At 71.7% G+C, this 18,153-nt stretch carries 14 protein-coding genes; 5 read left to right on the top strand and 9 right to left on the bottom strand.

Annotated elements, in window-relative coordinates:
* Positions 1-350: 350 nt before the first annotated feature.
* The 5 genes from AC5WS8_RS28660 to AC5WS8_RS28640 form a co-directional block, all read right to left on the bottom strand.
* Positions 351-2,570, bottom strand: coding sequence for an NADP-dependent isocitrate dehydrogenase (locus tag AC5WS8_RS28660; protein WP_496106388.1), 2,220 nt, complete (start codon positions 2,568-2,570; stop codon positions 351-353).
* Positions 2,571-2,674: 104 nt separating this feature from the next.
* Positions 2,675-3,076, bottom strand: coding sequence for a DUF4186 domain-containing protein (locus AC5WS8_RS28655; protein WP_496106387.1), 402 nt, complete (start codon positions 3,074-3,076; stop codon positions 2,675-2,677).
* 49 nt (positions 3,077-3,125) lie between these two features.
* Complete coding sequence (locus AC5WS8_RS28650) at positions 3,126-4,208, bottom strand: mechanosensitive ion channel family protein (RefSeq protein ID WP_496106386.1); 1,083 nt, start codon at positions 4,206-4,208, stop codon at positions 3,126-3,128.
* A 197-nt stretch (positions 4,209-4,405) separates the two neighbouring features.
* Positions 4,406-5,170 carry a crotonase/enoyl-CoA hydratase family protein gene (locus tag AC5WS8_RS28645; RefSeq protein WP_496106385.1) on the bottom strand — a complete coding sequence of 255 codons (765 nt, stop codon included), beginning with the start codon at positions 5,168-5,170 and terminating at the stop codon, positions 4,406-4,408.
* A 73-nt stretch (positions 5,171-5,243) separates the two neighbouring features.
* Complete coding sequence (locus AC5WS8_RS28640; RefSeq protein WP_496106384.1) at positions 5,244-6,206, bottom strand: lysylphosphatidylglycerol synthase transmembrane domain-containing protein; 963 nt, start codon at positions 6,204-6,206, stop codon at positions 5,244-5,246.
* 144 nt (positions 6,207-6,350) lie between these two features.
* Here AC5WS8_RS28640 and AC5WS8_RS28635 point away from each other — a divergent pair, with 144 nt between their 5' ends.
* The 5 genes from AC5WS8_RS28635 (at position 6,351) to AC5WS8_RS28615 (ending at position 11,614) form a co-directional block, all read left to right on the top strand.
* Positions 6,351-8,327, top strand: a complete 1,977-nt coding sequence (locus AC5WS8_RS28635) for an ABC transporter ATP-binding protein (RefSeq protein WP_496106466.1) — start codon at positions 6,351-6,353, stop codon at positions 8,325-8,327.
* Positions 8,328-8,517: 190 nt separating this feature from the next.
* Positions 8,518-9,756: a PP2C family protein-serine/threonine phosphatase gene (locus AC5WS8_RS28630; RefSeq protein ID WP_496106383.1), complete on the top strand. Its 1,239-nt coding sequence runs from the start codon at positions 8,518-8,520 to the stop codon at positions 9,754-9,756.
* A 138-nt stretch (positions 9,757-9,894) separates the two neighbouring features.
* Positions 9,895-10,578, top strand: a complete 684-nt coding sequence (locus tag AC5WS8_RS28625; protein WP_496106382.1) for a nucleotidyltransferase family protein — start codon at positions 9,895-9,897, stop codon at positions 10,576-10,578.
* On the top strand, positions 10,575-10,865 hold the full coding sequence (locus tag AC5WS8_RS28620; RefSeq protein ID WP_496106381.1) for a BON domain-containing protein: 291 nt from the start codon (positions 10,575-10,577) through the stop codon (positions 10,863-10,865). Before AC5WS8_RS28625 ends, AC5WS8_RS28620 begins: the two co-directional genes overlap by 4 nt.
* The gene (locus AC5WS8_RS28615) at positions 10,862-11,614 is read left to right on the top strand and encodes a metallophosphoesterase family protein (RefSeq protein WP_496106380.1); all 753 of its coding nucleotides are present in this window, start codon (positions 10,862-10,864) and stop codon (positions 11,612-11,614) included. The genes AC5WS8_RS28620 and AC5WS8_RS28615 overlap by 4 nt, the downstream gene beginning before the upstream one ends.
* 73 nt (positions 11,615-11,687) lie before the next feature.
* Here the strand turns inward: AC5WS8_RS28615 and sbnA are convergent, their stop codons facing one another.
* The 4 genes from sbnA to AC5WS8_RS28595 are packed head-to-tail and all read right to left on the bottom strand — an operon-like array spanning position 11,688 to position 18,135.
* A complete protein-coding gene (sbnA, locus tag AC5WS8_RS28610; RefSeq protein WP_496106379.1) occupies positions 11,688-12,716 on the bottom strand; it encodes a 2,3-diaminopropionate biosynthesis protein SbnA in 1,029 nt (342 codons plus the stop codon).
* Between the two features lie 34 nt (positions 12,717-12,750).
* Positions 12,751-13,818: a 2,3-diaminopropionate biosynthesis protein SbnB gene (sbnB, locus tag AC5WS8_RS28605; protein WP_496106378.1), complete on the bottom strand. Its 1,068-nt coding sequence runs from the start codon at positions 13,816-13,818 to the stop codon at positions 12,751-12,753.
* A complete protein-coding gene (locus AC5WS8_RS28600) occupies positions 13,815-14,819 on the bottom strand; it encodes a TauD/TfdA family dioxygenase (protein WP_496106377.1) in 1,005 nt (334 codons plus the stop codon). Before AC5WS8_RS28600 ends, sbnB begins: the two co-directional genes overlap by 4 nt.
* Positions 14,820-14,871: 52 nt before the next feature.
* Positions 14,872-18,135 (bottom strand): non-ribosomal peptide synthetase, encoded by a 3,264-nt coding sequence (locus tag AC5WS8_RS28595; RefSeq protein ID WP_496106376.1) that lies wholly within the window; start codon positions 18,133-18,135, stop codon positions 14,872-14,874.
* Between the last annotated feature and the right edge of the window lie 18 nt (positions 18,136-18,153).

The raw sequence follows: 18,153 nt of genomic DNA, 5'->3' as shown, positions 1-18,153 counted from the left end.
CCGCGGCCGGATCGGCTGTGACGCGCGCAGCGGCCACGACGCCGTACCGCGCCGCCACCGTCTCCACCTGCCCCCGGCCCGTCCGCACCGGCTGCGGATCGCCGTCACACACAGCCTGCTCGGCCTCGACGACGTCTGTCCCCTCTGCCGGGGACCGGAAGCCGCCGGCGCGGCGGTGCAGATCCTGGACTGGTCCGCGCACGTCCACACCTGGCCTCGCCCACCCCGACGAGGCGTGCGACGCGCGCGGGCGGCGTCGTGAAAGCCGCGCTGCGCAACGGCACCGCCCCCGACCGGGACGGGTCCCGGTCGGGGGCGGTGGGGTCGGGAGGGGCTTGAGGCCCCTTCGGTCAGCTCAGGGACGCCAGCGCCTCGTTCCAGGTCGCCGACGGGCGCATGACCTCGGCCGCCTTCGCCGGGTCGGGCTGGTAGTAGCCGCCGATGTCGGCCGGCTTGCCCTGGACGGCGATCAGCTCCTCGACGATCTTCTGCTCGTTGACGGAGAGCGTCTCGGCGAGCGGGGCGAACGCCTTGGCGAGCTCCGCGTCGTCGGTCTGGCCGGCCAGCTCCTGCGCCCAGTACAGGGACAGGTAGAAGTGGCTGCCGCGGTTGTCGATGCCGCCGACGCGACGGGTCGGGGACTTGTCCTCGTTGAGGAAGGTCGCCGTGGCGCGGTCCAGGGTGTCGGCCAGGACCTGGGCCCGCCGGTTGCCGGTGACCTTCGCGTACTGCTCCAAGGACGGGACCAGGGCGAAGAACTCACCGAGGGAGTCCCAGCGCAGGTAGTTCTCCTTGACCAGCTGCTGGACGTGCTTCGGGGCGGAACCGCCGGCGCCGGTCTCGAACAGGCCGCCACCCGCCATCAGCGGGACGACGGACAGCATCTTGGCGCTGGTGCCCAGCTCCAGGATCGGGAACAGGTCGGTCAGGTAGTCGCGCAGCACGTTGCCGGTGACGGAGATGGTGTTCTCGCCGCGGCGGATGCGCTCCACGGACAGCTTGGTCGCCTCGACGGGGGAGAGGATCCTGATGTCCAGGCCCTCGGTGTCGTGCTCCGGCAGGTACTGCCTGACCTTCGAGATCAGGTTGGCGTCGTGGGCGCGGGTCTCGTCCAGCCAGAACACCGCCGGGTCGCCGGTGGCGCGGGCGCGGGTGACGGCCAGCTTCACCCAGTCCTTGATCGGGGCGTCCTTGGTCTGGCAGGCGCGGAAGATGTCACCGGCGGAGACGGTCTGCTCGATGACGACGTTGCCGTTGCCGTCGACCAGGCGGACCGTGCCGGTCGTCGGGATCTCGAAGGTCTTGTCGTGGCTGCCGTACTCCTCGGCCTTCTGCGCCATGAGACCGACGTTCGGGACCGAGCCCATGGTGGCCGGGTCGTAGGCGCCGTTGGCCTTGCAGTCCTCGATCACGGCCTGGTAGACGCCCGAGTAGCTGGAGTCCGGCAGGACCGCGAGGGTGTCGTGCTCCTGGCCGTCCGCGCCCCACATGTGGCCGGAGGTGCGGATCATGGCGGGCATGGAGGCGTCGACGATCACGTCGGACGGGACGTGCAGGTTGGTGATGCCCTTGTCGGAGTCGACCATGGCCAGGTCCGGGCCCTCGGCCAGCTCGGCGTCGAAGGAGGCCTTGATCTCCTCGCCGTTCGGCAGGGCCTGAAGGCCCTTGTAGATGCCGCCCAGACCGTCGTTCGGGGTCAGACCGGCCGCGGCGAACGTCTCGCCGTACTTCGCGAACGTCTTCGGGAAGAAGGCGCGCACCACGTGACCGAAGATGATCGGGTCGGAGACCTTCATCATCGTGGCCTTCAGGTGCACGGAGAACAGGACGCCCTCCTCCTTGGCCTTGGCGACCTGCGCCGTGAGGAACTCGCGCAGGGCGGCGACGCGCATCACGGAGGCGTCGACGACCTCGCCCTCGAGGACCGGCACGGACTCGCGCAGCACGGTCGTGGAGCCGTCGTCGCCCTTCAGCTCGATGCGGAGCGACCCGGCCTCGGAGATCACCACGGACTTCTCGGTGGAGCGGAAGTCGTCCACGCCCATGGTCGCCACGCCGGTCTTGGACTCGGACGTCCAGGCACCCATGCGGTGCGGGTGGGTCTTGGCGTAGTTCTTCACCGAGGCGGGAGCCCGGCGGTCGGAGTTGCCCTCGCGCAGGACCGGGTTCACGGCGGAGCCCTTGATCTTGTCGTACCGGGCGCGGATCTCCCGCTCCTCGTCGGTCTTCGGCTCGTCCGGGTACTCCGGCAGCGCGTAGCCCTGGGCCTGGAGCTCGGCGATGGCCGCCTTCAGCTGGGGTACGGACGCCGAGACGTTCGGCAGCTTGATGATGTTGGCCGCCGGGGTCTTGGCCAGCTCGCCCAGCTCGGTGAGGTCGTCGTTGATCCGCTGGTCCTCGGCCAGGTACTCCGGGAAGACCGCGAGGATGCGCCCGGCCAGCGAGATGTCACGGGTCTCGACGGCGACACCCGCCTTCCCGGCGTAGGCCTTGACCACCGGCAGGAAGGAATACGTCGCCAGGGCCGGGGCCTCGTCAGTGTGCGTGTAGATGATGGTCGAGTCAGTCACCGGGTGCTCCGCTCCACGTCTGCAACATTGCTCGACATCAAGATATCTCGTACGCGGACCCCGTTCGACAGTGGCCCGCGCCACGGACGCCCCGGTGCAAGGTCTCAGGACGCCGCCGCCACCTCCCGCTCGATCCACCGGCAGATCACGTCCACCACATACGTGTGCTCCGCCCGGCTCAGTTCCCGCCCCTCTGGGATCCCGTGCCAGCGCCGGAGGCAGGAGCGGCAGCAGGTCGCGGTGGCGTGCTGGGCCACGAAGACCGGGTGGCCCCGGTAGGGCGTCTGCTTGCCGTCCTTGTACGGTTCGGCCGGCGCCAGGCGCCTGGCGACGAGGTCGTAGGCGTGCCACCGGATCGTGGCGGGACCCCTCAGCCGGGCGGTGGCCAGGTCGCGCCCGCGCAGGTGGAACCGCGCGCGGAACGGATGGCGCGCGACGGCGTCCAGCCTCTCGTCGAGCGAGCGGGACGCCGAAGCCGGAGTCGGGGATTCTGGGGAGGACGTCATGCTCTTCCGAGCATAGGACCGCCGACTCCCCGGCTCCTGCCCAGCCGCCCTAACCGGCCTCGGTCAGCCTGTCCTCGCCGCTGCGCTGCGGCGGTATGACGACCGAGCCCTGCTGGAGCGCCACCGCCCGTGTCGGCGCCGGGATACGGATGCCCTCGGCCCGGTACCGCCTGTGCAGGCGCTTGATGAACTCGTGCTTGATCCGGTACTGGTCGCTGAACTCGCCGACGCCGAGGATCACCGTGAAACCGATGCGGGAGTCGCCGAAGGTGTGGAAGCGGACGGCCGGTTCGTGGTCCGGGACCGCTCCGGTGATCTCCGCCATCACCTCGGCGACGACCTCGGTGGTGACCTTCTCGACGTGCTCCAGGTCGCTGTCGTAGGCGACGCCGACCTGGACGAGCACGGTCAGCTGCTGCTCGGGACGGGTGTAGTTGGTCATGTTCGTCCTGGCGAGCTGGCCGTTGGGGACCACGACCAGGTTGTTGGAGAGCTGGCGGACGGTCGTCTGCCGCCAGTTGATGTCCACGACATAACCCTCCTCGCCGCTGCTCAGCCGGATGTAGTCGCCGGGCTGGACCGTCTTGGAGGCGAGGATGTGGATGCCCGCGAAGAGGTTCGCGAGGGTGTCCTGGAGGGCCAGGGCGACCGCCAGACCTCCGACGCCCAGGGCGGTGAGCAGCGGTGCGATGGAGACGCCGAGCGTCTGCAGCACCACGAGGAAGCCGATGGCCAGGACCAGTATCCGCGTGATGTTGACGAAGATCGTGGCGGATCCTGCGACGCCGGAGCGGGACTGTGTGACCGTCTGCACCAGGCCGGCGATCACCCGGGCCGCCGAGAGGGTGACCACGAAGATGAGCAGCACGGTCAGGCTCTGGTCGACGTGACGCTGGACCGTCGGTGTCAGTGGCAGCACCGCGGCGGCGGCCGCCGCGCCGCCCGCGATCGCCGCCCACGGCACCACCGTGCGCAGCGCGTCCACGATGACGTCGTCTCCGTTCCAGCGGGTGCGCTTGGCGTGGCTGGCCAGCCGGCGCAGCAGCGTGCGCGACGAGAACGCCGCCAGGAACCCCGCGGCCAGCGCGATCCCGCCGAGGACGAGGTCGTCGAGGGTCACCGCGCGGTTCACCGGTCACCTCCCGCACAGGAGAAGAGGCCCCAGGGCCGGAAGTGAGGAATCGTCACCTTGCCACCTGCTCGCATCTCGGACTGCTCGATCACCCCGGACCGGCGTTCGCCGTCCGGGGTGAGGATTCATCCTGCCGCATGGTGCTGACGTTCCCTCACCGGGAGGGCGGGAAGCGGACATTTACGTGCGCGCGGCGGTCACATGTCCGAGAACGATCCGTGCCGCCCCTCGCCCGCCGCGAAGCGCGCCGCACCCTCCAGCCCCCGGCTCAGTACCTCCATGCCGTACCTGAGTTCGACGCCCAGGGCCGCCCGCTCGTCCAGTCCTTCCTGGTCGAGCACCGAGGCCCGGTCGCCGCGCAGGCAGGCCTGGGGGAAGCGGGCGATCGCCGCGGCCAGTTCCTCCGCCTCGGCGCGGGCGCGCCCGGTCGGGACGACACGGTTGGCGAGCCCCATCTCCTGAGCCTCCCGGGCCGGCACCGGACGGCCGGTGAGGATCATGTCCATCGCCCGGCTGGTGCCGATCAACCGCGGCAACCGGACCGTCCCGCCGTCGATGAGCGGCACGCCCCAGCGGCGGCAGAAGACCCCGAACACCGCGTCCTCCTCGGCCACCCGCAGGTCGCACCAGAGCGCCAGCTCCAGACCTCCGGCCACGGCGTGCCCCGCGACCGCCGCGATCACCGGCTTGGACAGCCTGAGCCGGGTCGGGCCCATGGGACCGTCGCCGCCCTCGGCGACCCGGTTGCCGCGCCCGGTGCCGATCGCCTTCAGGTCGGCACCCGCGCAGAACGTCCCACCCTCGCCCCACAGCACCGCCACCCGCGCCGTCCCGTCCGCCTCGAACTCCCGGAAGGCGTCGGCCAGTGCGCCGGCCGTCGGCCCGTCCACCGCGTTGCGGGCCTCGGGGCGGGAGAGGACGACCGTGAGGACGTGTCCCTGACGTTCGACGCGGACCGGCATCGGCTGCCCCCTTCGGACGGCTCCTGGGCGTGAGAGGTCCCGAGGTTACTCCTGGGTACGGCCGCCGTCCCCGTCAGATCACTCTCAGTCGCACCAGCGCCCCCAGCGTCAGCGCCCCCGGCAGCAGTGGCAGCCACACGGTGATGATCCGGTACGCCAGGACCACCGCCGTCGCCACGGCCGTCGGGCCGCCCGCCGCGACCAGGGCGACCACCAGCGCCGCCTCCACCGAGCCGATGCCGCCCGGGGTGGGGACCGCGGCGACCGCGACCGTTGCCGCCAGGTACGCCACCGCCATGTGCACGGGCGGCACCGGAAGCGACAGCGCCCGGCCCACCGCGGCGAGCCCGGCCGCCTGCAGCGCGGGAAAGGCCAGCGAGCCGCCCCACAGGGCGAGAGCCCGCGCGGGGCGGGTGTGCACCGAGCGGGCCTCGTGGAGCGCCGTGCGCAGGAAGGACCACGCGGCCGTCCGTACCCGTCGCACCAGCAGCAACACCGCCACCGCCGCGCACACCGCCCCGGCCGCCACGAGCAGGAGCGGCCCGGCGGCCGGGGCGGGGACGAGCCCGCCGAGGTGGAGGGCGTCCGGGAAGGCGATCAGCAGCACCAGCAGCAGGCCGACCCGGGTGACCGACTCGGCGAGCAGATACAGCGCGAGCGCCGCCGAGGAGCGGGCGAGCGGCACCCCGCACACCGTCATGAACCGCAGGTTGACCGCGCCGGCGCCGAGGCCCGTGGGCAGCAGGTGGTTCGCGGCGCCCGCCGCGAACTGGGTGGCGAGCAGCCGGCGCGCCGGCAACCGCTGCACCACCGCGCCCTGCCGGGTGAGGGCCGCCGCGACCCAGGTCAGACAGGTGGCCCCGACGGCGGCCACCAGCCAAGGCCACTCGGCCGCCCGAAGACGGCCGAGGCCCTCCGCGAGCACCGAGCGGTGGCGCACCGCGACCACGCTCACGAGGACGAGCGGGAGCAGGCACAGCAGCCGGCGGACCGGAACACGTCTGGGGAGTCCCTGAGGGAGACGCAGAACAGTCACACCGGCAGAGGTTCTCCGCGCCGCACCAACGCGAGGTTGCGCGCGCGAGGACGGCGGCTGACACGCCGGGCAAGGCAGGGGACTACCCGCGCGCCGCTCATTGACCTCAACGAAGGTCGAGGTTCTACCGTCGGTCCTATGAGCATGGAGACCACCGCCTGGCAGCAGCTGCACAGTGTCATGACCGCGCAAGCGGAGCACCGTCCCTTCGCCCGCGCCACGCTGCGCCGCATCGGCGCGTTCGCCCGTCCGCACCGACGGCGCATCGCGCAGTTCGTCGTGGTGAGTGTGCTGACCGCACTGCTCGCCGTCGCCACACCCGTGCTGGCCGGCCACGTCGTCGACGCGATCGTGTCGCACGGCGACCGCGGCACGGTCGTACGACTGTCGGCGTTCATCGCCCTCATCGCGCTCGCCGAGGCGGCGCTCGGACTCCTCGGCCGCTGGCTTTCGGCGACGCTCGGCGAGGGTCTCATACTCGATCTCCGGACGGCTGTGTTCGATCATGTGCAGCGCATGCCGGTCGCGTTCTTCACACGTACTCGTACGGGAGCGCTGGTCAGTCGTCTCAACAACGACGTCATCGGCGCCCAGCGGGCCTTCAGCAACACGCTGTCCGGCGTCGTCGGCAACGTGGTCACGCTGCTGCTCACGCTCGCCGTGATGCTGACCCTGTCCTGGCAGATCACCCTGCTCGCGCTGGTGCTGCTGCCGGTCTTCGTGGTCCCGGCCCGGCGGACCGGCCGCCGCATGGCCCGGTTGCAGCGGGAGGCCGCGGGTCTCAACGCGGCCATGGGCACCCGGATGACCGAGCGGTTCTCCGCGCCCGGCGCGACGCTGGTGAAACTCTTCGGGCGGCCCGCGGAGGAGTCCGCCGAGTTCGCGGCGCGGGCCCGGCGCGTGCGGGACATCGGGGTGCGGACGGCGATGGCGCAGTCCGCGTTCATCACCGCGCTCACGCTCGTCTCGGCGCTGGCGCTCGCCCTGGTCTACGGTCTCGGCGGCTGGTTCGCGCTGCGTGGTGCCCTTCAGGCGGGGTCGGTCGTCTCCCTCGCCCTGCTGCTCACCCGGCTCTACGCCCCGCTCACCTCCCTCGCCGGTGCCCGTGTCGAGGTGATGAGCGCCCTCGTCAGCTTCGAGCGGGTCTTCGAGGTGCTGGACCTCGAGCCGCTCATCGAGGACCGTCCGGACGCCCGGAAGGTCCCCGACGGACCGGTGTCGGTGGAGTTCGAGGGCGTCCGCTTCGCCTACCCGGCGGCCGACAAGGTCTCCCTCGCCTCCCTGGAGGAGGTGGCGGCCCTGGACACGCGCGGCGGCGCCGAGGTGCTGCACGGGGTCTCCTTCCGCGCCGAACCCGGGCAGACCGTCGCCCTCGTGGGCTCCTCCGGTGCCGGGAAGTCCACCATCGCCGCGCTGCTGCCCCGGCTCTACGACGTGGACGAGGGCGCCGTCCGCCTCGGCGGCGTCGACGTCCGTGAGATCGGTGCCGCGTCGCTGCGTGCGACCCTCGGCATGGTGACGCAGGACGGCCACCTGTTCCACGACACGGTCCGCGCCAACCTGTTGCTGGCCCGCCCGGACGCCGCGGAGGAGGAGCTGTGGGAGGTGCTGCGCCGGGCCCGCCTCGAGGACCTCGTGCGCTCCCTGCCCGACGGCCTCGACACCGTCGTCGGCGAGCGCGGCTACCGCCTCTCCGGCGGGGAGCGGCAGCGTCTGACCATCGCGCGCCTGCTGCTGGCCCGGCAGCGCGTCGTCATCCTCGACGAGGCCACCGCCCACCTGGACAACACCTCCGAGGCGGCCGTCCAGGAGGCCCTGACGGAGGCGCTCCAGGGCCGCACGGCCGTCGTCATCGCCCACCGCCTGTCCACCGTGCGGGCCGCCGACCTGATCCTCGTGGTCGAGTCCGGGCGGATCGTGGAGCGGGGCACCCACGAGCAGCTCCTCGCGGCGGGCGGCCGGTACACGGAGCTGTACCGGACCCAGTTCGAGAGGACGGTCCCGCAGCTGGAGTCGCATTCGGAGCGGCAGACGGAGCCGCAGACGGAGCCGCGCGCGGGGACGCGGACGGAGACGGCGGAGCAGAACCGGCCGGACACCGCGGAGGAGGCCGTGGCCTAGGACCCGAGGGCCCCCGCGGAGGAGGCCGTGGCCTAGGACCCGAGGGCCCCCGCGGCCGTGGCACAGGCCCGGAGGGGTCCTGCGCCGCTGATGGCGCCGGCGGTCGCCGTCGCGGTGGGCGCCCGGTCGTCGATGACCGTAGCGTGAAGAGGCGGGCACCAGGGGAGGGGCGGGAAGGGAGACGGTGACGATGTCGGACGTCGACTACGCGGCCCTGTTCGCCGCCACACCGAGCCCCTACCTGGTACTCGGCACCGACCTGGTCATCGTGGAAGTCAACCAGGCGTACCTGGACGCGACCGGCCGGACCCGTCCGGACCTGATCGGACGGCACGTCTTCGACGCCTTCCCTGACAACCCGGACGACCCCGATGCCGACGGCGTGCGGAACCTGAACGCCTCGCTGCACCGGGTCCTGGTCACCCGGCAGCCCGACACCATGGCGCTGCAGAAGTACGACATCCCCATCATGGGCCGCCCCGGGGTCTTCGAGGAGCGGTGGTGGTCACCGATCAACACACCGATCCTCCGGCCGGACGGCAGCGTGGGCTCGATCATCCACCGGGTGGAGGACGTGACCGAGTACGTCCGGACCCACAACTCGCGCAACTGGCAGATGTCGGACAAGCTGAGCGAGCGCGAGGCCCTGGAGGCCGAGCTGTACGCGCGGGCGCGCGAGCTGCAGCGGCTGAACGAGGAGCTGCGCCTGGCCCACCGGCGGGAGCGCCTGGTGGCCCTCACCCTGCAGGAGGCCATGCTCCAGTCCCCCGACCTCGCCCACCACGAGAACGTCGCCGTGCGCTACCTCCCGGCCACCGGCTCGCTGAACGTCTGCGGCGACTGGTACGACCTGGTCGACCTGCCCGGCGAGCGCTTCGCGGTGGCCGTCGGCGACGTCGTCGGCCATGGGCTGGAGGCCGCCGCCGTGATGGGCATGCTCCGCAGCGCGCTGAGCGCGGCCATCCGCGCCCTGGAGCGGCCCGCCCAGGCCCTGGAGGTGCTGGGCCTGTACGCCCGCTCCGTCGAGGGCGCGCTGAACACCACGGCCGTGAAGGTGATGGTGGAGCCCCGCAGCCAACTGCTCATCTACAGCAGCGCGGGTCACCCTCCGCCGGTCCTGGTCCATCAGGACGGCAGCTGCGAGATGCTGGACCGGGCCACCGACCCGCCGCTGGGCGCCCGGCCCCAGCATGTGCCCCGGCCGCAGGCCGGCCAGACCTACACTCCCGGTGACACCCTCGTGCTCTACACCGACGGGCTGATCGAACGCCGCGACCAGAGCATAGAAGCCGGCCTGAACCGGCTGACGGACGTCCTGTGCCGCCAGTGCTCCCCGAGCCCGGAACGCCTCGCCGACACCCTGCTGGCCCGGCTGGGGGTGGCGGGGGGCGCACGCGACGACATCGCCCTGGTCGTCGTCCGGCTGTGACCCCTCGATCCCGGTGGCCCCCAGGAAGGCGGCGCGGACGGTCCGTGTCGGGAAGGGAGTACCGGGTACTCAGACGGGCACGGAGGACCGCCCGGCAGCGGCGGCACGGGCACCGCCCGGAACGGTAATGGAGTGGCCATGACACACCACGGGGAGCCCGCGGCTCCTGCCCGGCGATCGGAGGTGCGTGAACTGCGTCCGGCGACGACGAATTCCGAACGATCCGGTCCGGATCCGGGGGAGCGGGGCCTGCCCCACGACCGCCACCAGGCGATCCTCGAGGCGACCAAACGGGTGGGGGCCGTACTGAAGAGCAAGGGACACAGGTTCGCACTGGCCGGAAGCGTGGCGGTCTACGCACACGGCGGCAGCCAGAACCTTCAGCACGACGCCGACTTCTGCGTGCGGCCCGAGGACGCCGAAGCGGTGGCGGACACGCTGAGCGAAGCCGGTCTGACCGTCTACCGTCCGCCGGAGGACTGGCTGCTCAAGGCCAAGTGCTTCGACCAGGACATCGACGTCATCTTCGAGCTGGCGCACCGCCCCGTGTCCACGGACATGCTCTCCCGGGCACAGGAGCTCTCCGTCGCCTCGGTGCGCATGCCCGTGCTGTCCCCCACCGACCTGCTGTGGAGCCTGATCGCCGCATTCTCCGAGCACCACTGCGACTTCGGCGCGGTCCTGCCCGTGGCCCGCGCCCTGCGCGAGAAGGTCGACTGGGAGCAGGTACGGCGGGACTGCGGCGGCGAACCCATGCCCGCCGCCTTCTTCTTCCTCCTCGAACACCTGAACGTCATCGCCCCGCGCAAGGAGGCACCATGAGCCAGCACGGCTCGGAGCAGGCGCCACCCGGCGCCGCACCCGCTGTGAACACCGAGTACCGCGTCGCCCACCTCCTGGAGCACCTGGCCGGGGGGCACCCCGGTGAACTGGGGGTCCGGGTCGAGGTGCGCGGCGAGGCGGTGCTGCTGACCGGCACGGTCGCCTCCGCTCAGTGCCGCGACGAAATCCTCGGCATGGTCCGCGAGGAGCTGACCGGTATCCCGGTCCACTACGACATCGTCGTCGCGGACACCTCGTCCCCCGACCAGGCGGAGGAGCTCACATGATCCGCGTGGCAGCCGTCGGGGACATCCACATGGGAGCCGACAGTCAGGGAGTGCTGCGGCCGGCGTTCGAGTCCCTGCCCGAGTGTGCCGACCTGCTGCTGCTGGCCGGGGACCTCACCCGCCACGGCACGCCCGAGGAGGCCCGCGTGGTGGCCCGGGAGATCCAGGACCTCGCGGTCCCGGTGGTGGCGGTGCTCGGCAACCACGACCACCACGACGAGCGGCCGGAGGAGGTCACCGCCATCCTCCGGGACGCCGGGGCGCGGGTGCTGGAGGGAGAGGGAACCGTCGTGGAGGCCGGGGACTCACGCGTGGGCGTGGCCGGCACCAAGGGGTTCTGCGGCGGATTCGTCGGCCGCAGCGCGGGGGAGTTCGGTGAGCCGCTGATGAAGGAGTTCGTGCGAACCTCGCGCCGATCGGCCGACGCTCTGCGCAAGGCCCTGGAAGAGCTGGGAGAACAGGGCTGCGACGCCCGGATCGCCCTCACCCACTACTCGCCCGTGCCGGAGACGCTGGCCGGCGAACCCCTGGAGATCTATCCCTTCCTGGGAACCTATCTGCTGGCCGAGGCGATCGACACGGCCGGCGCGGACCTCGCGGTGCACGGACACGCGCACGCCGGCACGGAACACGGCATGACCACCGGCGGCGTCAAGGTGCGCAATGTCGCCCAACCGGTCATCGGGCGGGCCTTCCGCGTCTACCACCTGCGGACGCGGGAGCCGGTGGGCAGCGGCGCCTCGGGCTGAACGCCCGCACGGCCCGCGAAGGCCCGGACCCGGCTCGGCGACCGGACCGGCGGTGCGCCGCTGACGTGCCGGGCTACGACTTCGGCCGGCGGTCCGTCGTCCGCGTCATGCTCGTCGCTCCCCGGCGGGAACCCGTGGTCATCTCCTCGGTGTCGAGTATGTGTTCGCCGTACAGGTCGTGCAGCCAGTTGGCCTGGTAGATGGTGTCGAGGTAGCGCTCACCCATATCCGGTGCGATGGCGACCGCGGTGAGGTCCCGGGTGCCGTGCCGGGCCAGCCAGTCCATGGCGCCGCTGACCACCGTCCCGGTGGAGCCGCCGAACAGGAACCCGCGCCGGGCCAGACGGTGACAGGCACGGATCGTGTCCGCCTCCTCGACCCGGATCACCTCGTCGACATACGACTCGTCGAGCAGCGGCGGGCGCATGCTCATGCCCAGGCCCGGGATCATCCGGCGGCCCGGCTCGCCACCGAAGGCCACCGACCCCACCGCGTCCACCGCGACGATGCGCACCGGTCGGTGCCACTGGCGGAAGTAGCGCGCGCAGCCCATCAGGGTCCCGGTGGTGCCCGCTCCGACGAACAGCACGTCGAGGTGTGGGAACTGGGACGCGATCTCCGGGGCCGTCGTGCGGTGGTGCGCACGCCAGTTGCCCGGGTTGGTGTACTGGCTGAGCCACACGTACCGGTCGTCGTCGGCGCACAGCGCCCGTACGTACTCGATCCGCGCTCCGAGGAACCCGCCGTTGGCGTCCAGGTCGGAGATGATGTGCACCTCGCTGCCCAAGGCCTCCATCAGCAGCCTGGTCGACAGGTTGCAACGGGAGTCCGTCACACACAGAAACCGGTAGCCCTTGCTCGCGGCGATCATGCTGAGCGCCACACCCAGGTTCCCCGACGAGGACTCGACCAGTATCGAATCCGGCGTCAGGAGACCGTCCTTCTCGGCGGCTTCGACCATCTCGGTCGCGGCCTTCAACTTGATCGAACCGGCGAAGTTGAAGCCCTCGCACTTCAGATAGAGGGGTTGGCCGAAGATCGACCGCAGGTCGATGTAGAGCTGGCTCTCGTTGAAGGCATGGGGAGCGGAGATGACAGGCACGGTGGCCTCCTGATGCCGGGGCTGAGGGACGCCTTCAGCCGTAGCGGCGCAGATCGTGGAAGAAGTGGTCGATGAGGTGGAGGTGTCCGGAGCGCGCCACTTCGTCGTAGACGTGCTTGCCGACGGCGAGGTCGAGGACGCCGAGGCCGAACGGCGAGAAGATCACCGTCCGGTCGTCCGGCAGGGTCACCCGTCCGGTCATGACGTCGTCGAGGGTGCCGTCGAGGAAGTCCCGGCCGCCCGTGAGCTGCTCGGTCAGATGGGGGGAGGTGTCGGCTTTGAGACAGTGCTCGACGTCATCGACGACGTTGGCGGACGCGAGCAGGACCTCGGGAGCGAGGTCGCGCAGGGACACGTGCAGGACCAGGGGGTGGTGGGAGAACCAGGCCGGATCGGTGACGTGGGGCTGGCCGGCGACCGTGGCGAAGACGACCAGATCGCTGGAGCGGATCAGCGCCTCGGCGCTGTCGTGCTCGGTGACCTCCCCGCTCGCCTCCGCTTGCCGCAGGTAACCGCGGAAGCCTGCGGTGCTGTCGGCGGACAGGTCGTGCAGGCCGATCGTGTCGAAGGTCCACCCGGTGCCCGCCAGGAAGGTGTGGATGTAGCGGGCGATCAGGCCGGTGCCGAAGAAGCCGACCCGCCTCGGTCGGGACCGGCCGCGGCTGAGCCAGTCGGCCGCCAGCGCCGCGGACGCCGCGGTCCTGGCGGCGCTGATGATGGAACTCTCCAGGCAGGCGAACGGGTAACCGGTCTCGTGGTCGTTGAGGATGAGCACCGCGGAGGCCCGGGGAAGTCCGGAGGAGACGTTGGCCGGGAAGCTGGAGATCCACTTCATGCCGTCCACGCGGTTGGCACCGCCGACGGAGGCCGGCAGCGCGATGATCCGGGAGGCCGGGCGGTCGGGGAATCGCAGGAAGTACGACGGGGGATTGACCGAGTCACCGGCGCCGTGCAGCCGGTAGGTGGCCTCGACCAGGTCCACGATCTGCTGTTCGCGCCCCTCGAGTGCCCGCCGCACCTCGGCGCCGGAGATCACCGCGAAGGTGGGCCCTGCCGGATGGCCGGGCACGGGCTGGGCGGCGGTGGACGACAGGACGGTCATCGCCGGGTCTCCTCAGAGGTCGGACAGCAGTCGGCCAGGCGGCGCGGCTCGGCCATGGCGACCAGCACCTGACGGTCCCCGGTGTAGGCCTCCCTGCTGTGTGCGGTGCGGATGTTGTCGACCAGCATCACGTCGCCCGCCTGCCACGGCTCGCGACGCGTGTGCTGCTCGTAGACGGTGTTGAGCAGGTCGACGACGTCCCGGCCGATGGGACCGCCGTCTCCGAAACGGGTGTTGAACGGCAGCCCGTCCTGGCCGTACTCGTCCACCAGGTACTCGCGCACCTCCGGCGCGAGCGTCCATTCGTTGAGGAAGGCGATCTGGTTGAACCAGCAGCGCCGTCCCGTGACCGGGTGCCGCACCACGGCGGCGCGCCTCTGCCGGGTGCGCAGCGACCCGTCGGGCCGCCACTCGGTGTCGATGGCGTTCTCTCGGCAGTAGCGCTCGACGGCGGCCCGGTCGTCGGTGCCGAACGACTCCGTCAGGGACGCCCCGATCTCGTCGTTGTAGCTGCGGGTGAGCAGCCAGCCCTCCCGCTCGAACCGCTCGCTGAGCTCGGCCGGCAGTGCCTGCAGCACCGCTTCGGCGTCGGCCACCGCGGTCGCCCCGCCCTGGCCTGGCGCGGTCAGGCACGCGAAAAGCATCAGCCCGGGACACTCCAGGGTGTAGCTCAGCTCGTGGTGCATGCACATCGGCTGGTTGGCCGGCCAGGTCGCGGAGGAGTACAGCCGGGGGCCGCGGGTCTGCCGGGGGGCGAACGCCTCCCGTTCCGTCATCAGCTCCCCGGCGAGCGCGGTGAAGACGGCGCCGACCTGCTCCGCCTCCTTCAGCCCCAGGCCGCGAAGCAGCAGTGCGCCGTGCTCGGCGACCGGCGCGCGCAGCGCGTCCCGGTTCTGCGCCGCCCAGCTCGCCGCCTCACCGGGGGCCTCGACGCGCAGGATCGGCGGTTTGCCCGGCTGCAGTGCCACTTCGGGCAGTGAGGCCAGGGACGATGACGACATACGTGTTCTTCCTTTCGGGTGCCTGACGCGGAGCTGACGGCGCGGCAGGGGCTCATGAGGAGGGCAGCAGTGCGGTCGCCCCCAGGACGGCCCGGGCCGTTCCGGTCGGGCGGGTGCGCGGGAAGTAGTGGCCGCCGTCGGGCAGTTCGAACAGCTCCACGTGCTCGGCCAGCACCTGCCAGTCGCGGTGGCGGGCACCGTACTCCGCCGTGTTCGGATCGTCGGCGGCGACGACCACGGTGACGGGTGCGGACAGCCGTACCGCGGGCGGGTTTTCCAGGGCGTCGGCGAAGTAGTGGTGCGCGGCGACGCAGTCGTGCCGGTAGGCGGCGCCGACGTGCTCCGCGTGCTCGGCGCTCAGCTCCCCCAGTTCGGTGTAGCCGCTGTCCGCGCTCAACCGGGCGGCGATCTCGGCGTTGCTCCGCCCCGTCAGCTCGGCGGCGGCGGCGCGCCGCTCGGCCGCGGTGCCGAGCAATTGGGCACCGAGGAACACCCGCGGCACCTCCACTCCGCGTTCCCGCAGCCTCCGCGCCGTCTCCAGCGCCAGGGCGGTGCCCGAGGAGTGGCCCCACAGCATGACCCTCATCAGGCCACGCCCGGTGATCTCGGCGACGACCTGCTCGGCCACCCGGGCGATCGACGCGAACGGCTCGCTCGTGGCGGCGAGGTCGTGACCGGGCAGTTCGACCGCGTACACCGCGGGGCCGCCGTCCGCCAGGGCCCCGGCCATCGGACGGAAGTTGACCGCGTTGCCGCCCGCGTACGGGAAGCAGACCAGGGCCGGCTCCGGCGACTCCGCGGGCCGTGACAGCGGCTGCAGCAGCTCAGGTCGCTGCGGGGCGGCACCGTCGAGGAGGGCGGCCAGGTCGGCGAGCACCGGGTGCCGGGTGATGTCCTTCAGGGAGACCGCACGGTCCAGGGCGATGGTGAGCTTGACCGCCGACAGGGAGGTGCCGCCGGAGTCGAAGAAGTGGTCCTGCCGGCCGACCCGGTGCTCGGGAAGGCCCAGCAACTCGGCCCAGGTCGCCGCGAGCTTCCGCTCGGTCGGGGTGCGCGGGGCACGGTCCTGGTCACCGGCCCGGTCGCCGTCCCCGTCCGGCTCGGTGCGTTCGGCGAGCGCGGTCAGGGCCTTCCGGTCGATCTTGCCGTTGTCGGTCAGCGGCAGACCGTCCTGCCAGTGGAACGCCGTCGGGACCATGTAGGCGGGCAGCACGGCGCCCAGCGCCTCGCGCAGTGCCTCCCTCTCCTGGCGCCGGCCGGTGTAGAAGGCGATCAGGTGCTTGCTGCCACCGGCCAGTTCGGCGGTGACCACCGCACCGTCGCGCACTCCGGGCACCCGCAGCAGCGTGTTCTCGATCTCGCCGGTCTCGATGCGGAAACCGCGGATCTTGACCTGGTTGTCCCGGCGGCCCAGGAACTCCAGTTTTCCGTCGGGATGCCAGCGCCCCCAGTCACCTCCCAGATAGAGGCGCTCACCGGGCCGGTACGGATCCCGCAGATACGCCTGGCGGGTCCGCTCGGGATCGTTGACGTACCCCCGCCCCACGCACACGCCGGAGAACGCGATCACTCCGGGGGCGCCCAGCGGTACCAGCGACAGATGCTCGTCGACGACGTAGACGCGCACGTTGCTGACGGGACGTCCGAGCAGCACCCGTTCGGGCACCCGGTCAAGGACCTCGTGGTTGGTGTCGTCCGAGGTCTCGGTCAGCCCGTAGGCGTTCAGCAGCCGGATCCCCGGCTGGACTGCGAACCAGCGCTGCACCAGCTCCCGTTTCAGGGCCTCACCGGTCACCGACACACACGTCAGATCCGGGAGCTCGCGGGGGTGCCGCTCCAGATACGACACCACCACCTCCAGATAGGAGGGCACGACCTGGACCACGCCGACTGCGCCGCGGACCAGGGTGTCGACGAACCGCTCCACGTCGACGACCACGTCCTGTTCGACCAGCAGCGTCCGCCCGCCGACCAGCAGCGCGGCCAGCAACTGCCACAGCGAGATGTCGAAGCACTGCGGGGCCGTCTGCGCCACGACGCGCCCCTGGCCGATCCCCAGGTCCTCGATCTTGGCGTGAAGGTGGTTGAGCATGCCCGCGTGCTCGCACATCGCCCCCTTGGGCTCGCCGGTGGAGCCGGAGGTGAAGTAGATGTACGCGAGTTGGCCGGCGCTCACCTTGACGCCGAGGTCGTCCTCCCCGTGCTCCTCTGCGTACGCCGTCTCGACCAGCAGCTTCTCGACGCCCGGCAGTGTGGCCAGAGCCTGGTCGAGGGTGACGGTGCTGCCGGACTCGGTGAGTACCAGCCGGCATCCGGCACGCGACAGCGTCGTGGCGATACGGCCCGCCGGGAAGTGCGGCTCGATGGGCAGGTAGACGCCTCCGGCCTTGAACACCGCCAGCACCGAGGCCGGCCAGTCGAGATCGCGTTCGGTGACCACCGCCACGACGTCTTCCCGGCCGAGTCCCCGTGCCAGCAGGGCTCGTGCGAGCCGGTTCGCGCGCGCGTTCAGCTCCGCGTACGTCCACTGCCGGTCGCCGTGGACCGCGGCCACCGCCCCCGGGTGGGCCCGCACCCGCTGCTCGAACAGCTCGTGCGCCCGGATGTCGGGCAGGGCCCGGTGCGCTCCGGCCAGTCCTTGGAGCTGGTACAGCATCTCCTCGGCCGACAGCAGGTTCTGCCGTGCGTGCCCGGCGTCCGGGTCGGTCGCGATCAGTCGCAGCGCGGTCAGGTGGTAGCCACCGATCCGGGCCGCGCACTCGGCGTCCAGGACGTCCGTGCGGTACCGCACCCGCACCACCGGCCGCCCGCCCCGGTCACCGAAGCCCACGCCCAGCACGGCGTCGCCGAAAGACGCGTGCCCGGCGCCGGTCGGGTCGAACACGACCTCGTACGACGGCTCCGAGAGCCCCAGCTCCCGGCGCAGCGCGTCCACCGGGAACTCCCGGTGGGCCAGCACCTCGGCTTCGACGCGGTGAGCGCCGAGCACGAGTTCGCGCCACGACCCCGGGGCGACCCTCACCCGGCACGGCAGCGGCCCGCCCGCCGCGCCGGCGGCGTAACCCGTGACCACCTCACGCTCACCCGACAGCGCCGCCAGCACCTTGGCGTGCGCCGCCAGCAGCACCGAACTCACCGGCACCCGCAGCTCGTCCGCCAGCGCGCGCACCGCCGCGGCGATGTCCTCCGGCAGCACCCTGTCCTGCTCGGCCGTACCCGCCACCGGCCCCCGCACCCAGCGGGGTACCGCGGTGAAACCGCCGGCGGTCAGCACGCCGCGCCAGTACTCCCGGTCCGCTTCCACGAGCGCTCCCATCCGATCGCTGTTCTTTGA

The sequence above is a fragment of the Streptomyces sp. PTL18 genome, assembly GCF_059510295.1.
The sequence above is the reverse complement of the archived record's forward strand: the minus strand, read 5'-3'. Positions and strand labels throughout refer to the sequence as shown.